Origin of the sequence: Mesorhizobium sp. M7A.F.Ca.US.006.04.2.1 (genome assembly GCF_004022915.1) — a bacterium.
GTDB lineage: Bacteria > Pseudomonadota > Alphaproteobacteria > Rhizobiales > Rhizobiaceae > Mesorhizobium > Mesorhizobium ciceri.
Genome location: NZ_RZQA01000221.1, coordinates 1 through 7,894, shown reverse-complemented (window position 1 = coordinate 7,894; position 7,894 = coordinate 1). Strand labels below are relative to the sequence as shown.

8 protein-coding genes and 1 pseudogene are annotated in these 7,894 nt (G+C 63.5%); all 9 read right to left on the bottom strand.

Annotation, left to right across the window (positions count from 1 at the left end; translation table 11 throughout):
* On the bottom strand, positions 1-260 hold a 260-nt coding region (locus EN925_RS14135), incomplete at its 3' end, for a nucleoside deaminase (RefSeq protein WP_164894207.1).
* Positions 261-389: 129 nt separating this feature from the next.
* The gene (gene ugpC, locus EN925_RS14130) at positions 390-1,451 is read right to left on the bottom strand and encodes a sn-glycerol-3-phosphate ABC transporter ATP-binding protein UgpC (RefSeq protein ID WP_127369499.1); all 1,062 of its coding nucleotides are present in this window, start codon (positions 1,449-1,451) and stop codon (positions 390-392) included.
* 41 nt (positions 1,452-1,492) lie between these two features.
* Positions 1,493-2,314: a carbohydrate ABC transporter permease gene (locus EN925_RS14125; RefSeq protein ID WP_127385629.1), complete on the bottom strand. Its 822-nt coding sequence runs from the start codon at positions 2,312-2,314 to the stop codon at positions 1,493-1,495.
* Complete coding sequence (locus tag EN925_RS14120) at positions 2,315-3,253, bottom strand: sugar ABC transporter permease (protein WP_127370202.1); 939 nt, start codon at positions 3,251-3,253, stop codon at positions 2,315-2,317.
* Positions 3,253-4,589 (bottom strand): annotated as a pseudogene (locus EN925_RS14115) (sugar ABC transporter substrate-binding protein). Before EN925_RS14115 ends, EN925_RS14120 begins: the two are co-directional and overlap by 1 nt.
* Positions 4,590-4,651: 62 nt before the next feature.
* On the bottom strand, positions 4,652-5,311 hold the full coding sequence (locus EN925_RS14110; RefSeq protein WP_064995846.1) for a GntR family transcriptional regulator: 660 nt from the start codon (positions 5,309-5,311) through the stop codon (positions 4,652-4,654).
* Between the two features lie 23 nt (positions 5,312-5,334).
* Complete coding sequence (locus tag EN925_RS14105) at positions 5,335-6,219, bottom strand: dihydrodipicolinate synthase family protein (protein WP_127370137.1); 885 nt, start codon at positions 6,217-6,219, stop codon at positions 5,335-5,337.
* 145 nt (positions 6,220-6,364) lie between these two features.
* Positions 6,365-7,504 carry a DNA-processing protein DprA gene (dprA, locus tag EN925_RS14100; protein WP_127385888.1) on the bottom strand — a complete coding sequence of 380 codons (1,140 nt, stop codon included), beginning with the start codon at positions 7,502-7,504 and terminating at the stop codon, positions 6,365-6,367.
* On the bottom strand, positions 7,501-7,894 hold a 394-nt coding region (locus tag EN925_RS14095), incomplete at its 5' end, for a glycerol-3-phosphate acyltransferase (RefSeq protein ID WP_164894206.1). The genes EN925_RS14095 and dprA, both read right to left, overlap by 4 nt.

Below are 7,894 nucleotides of genomic sequence, written 5' to 3'. Positions count from 1 at the left end.
GTGCCGGCGCACATCGCGCAGGGCTCGAAGGTTGAGACCAGCGTGCATTGCCACAGGAACTCCGGCTCGTAGGCAGCCGCGGCGCGCCGGGCGAGCTCCGTCTCGGCATGGCGCACCGTGTCGAGATTGCCCTGCCGCATCAGCACGCGGTCATCCGGCCCGACCAGAACGCAACCAAAGGGATGATGCCCATGTGCCGCCGCCTCGCGCGCGACCGCGTCGGCGGATCGAAGGTGGGCGAGCATCTGATCGCGTGTCATGGCAAAACCCCGGGACGCCGACATCCACCCGATGAGCGGCTCTTTGATCCGAGATTGCTGCCAAGCGATGCGAGTGGCAAGAGCGAACCGTGGCTTGAGACCTTTGCGCCGGGATATCAGACCTTTGCGCTAGAATCGCCGACCGGTCTTGGCGTCGAACAGATGAGCACAGGCGCGGTCGATCTCGATGCGCATCTGCGCGCCTTGCTTCAGCGCAAGCCGCTCCCGGAATAGGCAGGAGATTTCCTCGCCGGCGCAGTCGACCCTGGCGAAGATTTCCGAACCCGTGGCTTCCAGAAGCACGATCGTGCCGGCAATACCCTGGGAAATCGTTGCTCGGATATGTTCGGGACGGATGCCGTAGATGAGTTCACCCACGGGAATTTTTGCCAGGTTGATGCCTTCCGGCAGCGGCAGGGTCAGCCCGCCGGTGCTGCGGAAAACGCCTTCCTCGACGCGGCCGGCAATGAAGTTCATGGCCGGCGAGCCAATGAAGCCGGCAACGAACAGATTGGCCGGACGGTCATAAAGGTCGAGCGGCGCACCGATCTGCTCGACAAGGCCGTCATGCAGCACGACGATCTTGTCGGCCATGGTCATGGCCTCGATCTGATCATGCGTGACGTAAATGGTGGTGGTGCCCAGCCGCTGGTGCAACGCCTTGATCTCGCCGCGCATCTGGACGCGCAATTTGGCGTCGAGATTGCTGAGCGGCTCGTCGAACAGGAAGACTTGCGGGTCGCGCACGATGGCGCGGCCCATGGCGACGCGCTGGCGCTGGCCGCCGGAGAGCTGGCGCGGATAGCGGTCGAGCAGCTTGTCGAGGCCCAGGATGCTGGCGGCCCTGCCGACGCGGCTTGCGGTGTCGGCCGGATCGGCTTTCTTGATCTTGAGGGCAAAGCCCATATTGTCGGCCACCGTCATGTGCGGATAGAGCGCGTAGTTCTGGAACACCATGGCGATGTTGCGGTCGCGCGCCCGCAGATTGTTGACGGTGCGATCGCCAATGGCGATCCTGCCGCCCGAGATCGTTTCAAGTCCGGCAATCATGCGCAGCAGCGTCGACTTCCCGCAGCCCGACGGGCCGACCAGGATGACGAACTCGCCGTCAGCGATATCGACGCTGACATCGTGGATAATCCTGGCCGTTCCGAAAGCCTTTTGCACGTTGTTGATTGTGACCGATGCCATTGGGTTTTCCTCGAAAAAGAGTGCGATGCCGTAGCGTGCCTTCAGCCGCCCTTGACGGCGCCCGCGGTCAGTCCGGCGACGATCTGCCTTTGTGCGAACATGGTCAGGACCAGTACCGGCAGTGTCACCACCAGGGCCGCGGCGGCGAGCGGCCCCCAGCTCACTTGCTCGTAGGAGAGCATGTTGTAGACGGCGACCGGCAGCGTGCGCGTCTCACGGCTGGCGAGCACCACGCCGAAGACGAAATTGTTCCATGAGAAGATGACGGACAGGATAAAAGCGACCACTATGCCCGGCTTGGCGATGGGCAAGGCGACCAGCCGGAACACCTGCCAGGAACTGGCGCCGTCGATGTTGGCGGCCTCTTCCAGTTCCATCGGGGTGGTCTCGAAATAGCCGATCATCACCCAGACGACGATCGGCACGGTCACCACCAGATGGATGATGATCTGCGGCCACAGCGTGCCGAGAATGCCGACCCATTGGAACAGCAGGAACAGCGGGATGAGATAGGAAAGCCCCGGCGTCATGCGGGCGATCATGATGACCACCGCCGATCGCTCGGCCTTGAGCCGCGCGATGCCATAGCCGGCCGGCACGCCGATCAGCAGCGCCAAAAGCGTCGCCGTGCCGGTCACCAGAACCGAATTCCAGAGATAGAGCAGGAAATTGTTCTCCTCGAACACTTTTGCATAGTTCGACCAGGCGAGATGTTCGGGGATCAGGATCGGCGGATAGGCGCCGTTGTCGATCTCGAATTTCAGCGACAGCGAGATCATCCAGAGGAAGAACAGGATCGCCGGCGAGACGAAGACCAGGGCCGCGAAGAACAGCCCGATCCGGTTGAGCAGTCGTGAAGTCATCTATTTGCCCTCCACGCCGATCCACTTCGAGCGCTGGCGCAACATCAGGAGGATGAAGGACAGGGCGACGATGACGATGAAGAACACCACGGCCATGGCCGAGCCATAGCCGATGTCGTAGTAGGAAAAGGCGGTGTTGTAGAGATAGATGTTGATGGTCTCCGAGGCCGTGCCCGGCCCGCCCTGGGTCATCGCGTAGATGATGTCGAAACTCTTCAGTGCGTCGATGGTGCGGATGATCACCGCGATCATCAGGAACGGCGCGATCATCGGCAAGGTGAGATAGCGGAATTGCTGCCAGGCATTGGCGCCGTCGATTTCGGCGCTTTCGAACGGCTCGCGCGGCACGGACGCCAGGCCGCCGAGCACGATCAGCATCACCAGCGGCGTCCACTGCCAGGTCTCGACCGCAACCAGCGACGGGATGACCGTGTTGGCGTTGAAGATCCATTCCTGCGCCGGAATGCCGACCAGCGACAGAAGATAGTTGAGGACGCCGAGCTGGGGGTGGAACATCATCGTCCAGACCAGCGCCACGGCGACCGGCGTTGCCATCATAGGCATCACGAAGACGCCGCGCAGCAGGCCACGCAGCGGAAACCTGGCGTCGAAGATCAGGGCGGCGATGGTGCCGAGCAACATCGGCGCGGCAACCGAAAGGAAGGTGTAGCTCAAAGTATGGAGAAGCGATTCCCAGAAGCGTTGGTCGTACGCCAGCCGCAGATAATTCTCCATCCCGGCAAAGCTTCGCGACTGGCCGAGCGTCCAGCGGTTGACGCTCATCCACAGCGTGAAAGCCCAGGGAAAGACGATCACGGCGCCGACGACGACGAGCGCCGGAACGACGAAAGGCCAGTAGTTGGGAGCCAGCCGGATCGTCTGGCTCCCTTCGATGGCTTGCGTCGTCACCCCGGTGCGTTCTGGGGTGGTGGCGGACATCAGCCTTGCTCGCTCCTGTCGAGGACCGGCTGGAATTGGTCGGTAGCCTTCTTCAACTCCTCGGCGGGATCAGCGCCGGCGATCAAATTGGTCAGCGCCACGCCGTAGATGTCGCGGAACTCTGTGACCGGGATGATGACCGGCAGCGATAGCCGGCTGACATTGCCGGAGCCGACCACCGCATCGAGCCAGCTTGCCGGCATGGTGACACCTTCGCGCACCTTTGGATCTTCGAGCACCGATTTGCGGAACGGTACGCCGGCGCCTGCCTGCAGCAGGCGCGCGCCATGACCGGCGACACTGCCCACTGGCAGAACAGATAGGCGGCCTCCTTCTTCTCGCTGGTGGCCGTCACGCCGATACCGTCGCCGAAGGTGCCAGCCGCGTGCGCCTTGGGACCCTTGGGCATGACGCCATAGCCGACCTTGCCGACCACCCGCGATTTTTCCGGATTTTCCATCGGCGGGGCAAAGCCGACGCCATCGAACCACATGCCGATCTTGCCTTGCAGGAAGGCGGACTGCGCTTCGGCCCAGTTGAAGCCAGTGACGCCTGGAGGCGCGGATTTGGTCATCAGCCGCTGGTAGAGGCCGGCGGCCTCGATCGCCTCGGGCGACGTCGTGCGCAGCTTGCCCTGAGCGTCGAGTGGCGTCATGTCGTAGCCGAGCATGAGCGATGTCCACACCGGCGTGTTGGCGTTCTTGATGCCGCGGGCGACGAAACCGTAAGTATTGGTCGACGGGTCGGTCAGCGCCTCGGCCGCGGCCACCAGCTGCTCGAAGGTTTCGGGATATTTGAGGCCCTTGGCCTCGAACAACTCCTTGTTCCAGTAAACGATCCAGTAGTCGACCGAGAAGGGCAGCGAGCGCAGCACGCCCTGACCGTCCTTGGCGAACAGCATGCCGGCGTCGGCGAAATCGTTTTCGACCAGACCCGGATCGGTAAGGGTGGGGTCGGCGAGATAGCCTGATATGTCGGCAAGCCAGCCGCCTTTTTCGAACTGCCGCTTCTGCACATGGTAGCTCAGATGCACGACGTCGAAGCTCGGCTTGCCGGAGCTCAATTCGATCACCGTCTTCTGGCGCTGCTGCTGCTCAGGCGTTGCCTCGGCATTGACCTTGATCCCGGTCAACTCCTCGAACTCGGCGAGATATTTTATCAGGGTGTCGCTGCGCGGGCTTTTCACCAGATTGACGTCAAGCGTCGTGCCGGCAAAGCGCTTCCAGTCGACGGCCGCGGCAAAGCCTGGGCGAACACCCACAAGGCCGGCGGCGGCAAGTGCCGCGGTTCCCTGGAGGAGTTGCCTCCTGGTTGGGTTGAACAGATTGGACGACATTTCTTCCTCCCGGTTGCTGTCGTTGTCGAATGCGTCGCGACCGCGACGCGGCTCATGCTTCCTCAGATTTGCAGCGCCAGCCGGCGCGCCTTGTCGATGTGCAGGCTGATCGCCTCGACCGCCTTCTGCGGGTCGCGGCTTTCCATGGCTTCGATGACCGCAAGGTGCTCACGCATGACCGGCACGACGCGCCCGTCGATGCGGAAGCGCTCCTGATGGATCAGCCGGATCTTCACCGAGTTGACCAGATAGGCCTTGGCGATGATCTCGTTGCCCAGCGCATCGATGAAAGTGTCGTGCATCGCCCAGTCGATGCTCTGCGCCCTGGCTTCCATTTCCGGCGTCGGCGCCTGCGAAAGGGCTTGAGCCAGCATCTCCTCGTGTTCGCGCCGCAGGCGGGCAAGTTCGTCATCGGAAGCGCTGGCGGTGAACAGCGCCACCGCTTCGCGCTCCATGAACAGGCGGAACTGAAAAGCCTCGCGGATCAGGCTGATGTCGATATGGGCGATCTGCATGCCGCGCTGCGGGATCGTCGTCAGAAGCCCTTCGGCCTCGAGACGCGGCACGATTTCGCGAATGGCGCCGAGCGGCAGACCGGTGAAGGCGACCAGTTCGCGCTGCGATACGAACTGGCCCGGCAGCAGATCGCGGGCCAGCAAATGCCGCGTGAAGCTGGCATAGGCTTTTTCCCTAAGCGTGGTCGGCTCGCTGCCGTCTTCCATTTCAGCGCGTATCCCTTTGCTGGTCAGGCTGATTCCCTGGCAAACAGCCCATGATAGGCGTCAGCCAGCTGTTGTCGCCCCTGCGAACCGATCGGCTCCAGCGGCGGACGGACCGCCAGCCAGCGGTCGTCGCTGGTCTTGCGCGCCACCATGACCTTCACCGCCGGCGTTACCGGGTGTTTGAGCAATTCGAGCACGAAACGCTCGACGCGTGTGTCGTCGCGTCCGTCCTCGGCCATGGCCCGGATTTCGCTGGTAACGAAATTGGCCATGCCAGAGATTGCGCCTTGAGCGCCAATTCGCACGGCTCGTGCCAGATGCCGCTCGTCACCGATCAAGATCACCAGATCGCCATGGGCGCCGAGCAGCGCCTCGCTGTAATCCCAATCCCCGCCGGAATCCTTGACCCCCGCAAGGACATCCGGAAAAGCCGTACGCAATCGGCCGATCAGGTCAAGCGAGAGCTGCACCATGGTGACCGACGGGATGTTGTAGAGCAGAACGCCACGGGCGAGGGGACCGAGCACGGCAAAGACAGTGGAAAACCAGCCGAAAAGACCATCGTCGCCGACATTCTTGAAGTAGCTCGGCGGCGCCAGCAGAATGTTGCGGGCGCCGCGCTGCAAGGCATGCCGGGCCTGCTCAGCGGCGTCTTCGGCCGCATCGACCAGCACGCCGGCAACAAGCTGATGCGGCAGGATGCCGGCGGCCAGCATGGCTTCGGTCACCGACCGCCGCTCCCCGGTGCCAACCGATGCGCCTTCGCCGGTGGTGCCAAAAAGCGTAACACTGGTGCACCCCTCCGCCAGGCAACGCTTGGCCTGGGCGACCATGAGGGCGGTGGCGATCTGCCCGGAGGCGTCAAAAGGCGTGGCAAGGGCGGCCGAAAGGCCAAAGCGTGATGTCACCGGAAGTCTCCGAAAGAGGTTCGGAGGCAGTGATATCTCACTAACATGTCAGTTGTAAATCTGGTTGCTGCGTTTTTTCTGCCCCCGGATGACGTGGGCGAATCTTCTTGCTGGGAAGCGAACAGCGTCACACCGGAGGTGTCGGTCAGACAGAAGAATCCCCAAACACCAGCGAAACATGTCCTCCCGCATGGCGCTCGAGCCGGCCGGCGAGGTCGAGTTCCAGCAGCACCATGAACACTTGGGCCGGGTGCAGGCGGGTATGGCGGATGATCTCGTCGACCGGCACTGGCGTCGGGCCGAGCGCCTCGATGACGCGGGCGCGGTCGCTTTCGCCGGGCGGTGGTGCGGCCAAGAAGTCGGGCGGCTCTTCGAACGGCGGCACGTCGGGCGCTCGCATGCCGGTCAGCGGCGCGATTGCCCTGGAAATATCCGATGCCTCGGTGACCAGGGTGGCGCCCTCCTTGAGCAGGCCGTTGGCGCCGGCGGCGCGTGGATCGAGCGGTGAGCCCGGTACAGCGAAGACCAGTCGGCCCATTTCGCCGGCAAGCCTGGCGCTGATCAGGGACCCAGAGCGTTGCGCTGCCTCGACCACCACCAGCCCAAGGACCGCACCCGCGACAAGGCGGTTGCGGCGCGGAAAATCCTGAGCGCGCGGCTGCCAGCCGAACGGCATCTCCGAAATGATGGCGCCACGCTCGGCAATCTCTTCGCACAGGCCTGCATTTTCAGGCGGATAAGGCTGGTCGAGGCCGCCGGCCAGCACGCCGATCGTGCCGGTCGCAAGACTGCCCTGATGCGCCGCTGTGTCGATGCCGCGCGCCAGGCCGGAGACGATTGCGTAGCCGTCGCGGCCGAGGTCGGCTGCCAGCATGCGCGCCATCTTGATGCCGGCCAGCGACGCGTTGCGTGCCCCGACTATGGCGACACCCGGCAGCCGGAAAACAGCTGCGTTGCCCTTTACCGCCAGCAGGGGCGGCGGATGATCCATGTTGCGCAAGAGGGGTGGGTAGTCTGCTTCACCGATGCCGACAAAGCGGGCGCCGGCCTTTCCAGCTGTTTCCAGTTCGGCCTCGGCCTCGGCAACGGACGGGATGCGGGCGATCCGGATGGCGCCGCCCGAAATCATCAGTTCCGGCAGTATTTCAAGCGCCGCTTCGGCTGAGCCGAAGCGGTTGATCAGGTCGCGAAAGGAGGCAGGGCCGACATTCTGGGTGCGGATCAGTCGTAGCCAGCTCAGCCGCTGCCGGTCGCTGAGGCGCGGCCCGGCGGTCGGCTCGCTCATCCCTTGGCTCCGATCTTGCCCTCGGTGCCGGCAAGCAGGCGCGAAATGTTTTCCCGGTGCTTGATGAAAACGATGACGCTCATCACCACGAACAATCCGGCAATTTGCGGCGTGCTCAGGACATAGAGGGCGATCGGCACGATGACCGCCGCCGTCAGCGCCGCAAGCGAGGAATAACGGAAGAGGAATGCCATCACCAGCCAGACGACGGCGAAGATCAGCGCTACCTGCCAGGCAAGGCCGATCAGCACGCCGAGATAGGTGGCGACGCCCTTGCCGCCCTTGAAGCCCAGCCATACCGGGAAGAGATGACCGAGAAAGGCGCCGAGACCGGCCCAGATCGCCAGGTCAGGCGCGAAATAGCCAGCAATCAGCACGGCGGCCGTGCCC

Bases quoted from the DNA above. Each gene is read 5' to 3' on its own strand.
- dprA (WP_127385888.1), bottom strand. From the start codon at position 7,504: ATGAGCGAGCCGACCGCCGGGCCGCGCCTCAGCGACCGGCAGCGGCTG.
- ugpC (WP_127369499.1), bottom strand. From the start codon at position 1,451: ATGGCATCGGTCACAATCAACAACGTGCAAAAGGCTTTCGGAACGGCC.
- EN925_RS14120 (WP_127370202.1), bottom strand. From the start codon at position 3,253: ATGTCCGCCACCACCCCAGAACGCACCGGGGTGACGACGCAAGCCATC.
- EN925_RS14110 (WP_064995846.1), bottom strand. From the start codon at position 5,311: ATGGAAGACGGCAGCGAGCCGACCACGCTTAGGGAAAAAGCCTATGCC.
- EN925_RS14125 (WP_127385629.1), bottom strand. From the start codon at position 2,314: ATGACTTCACGACTGCTCAACCGGATCGGGCTGTTCTTCGCGGCCCTG.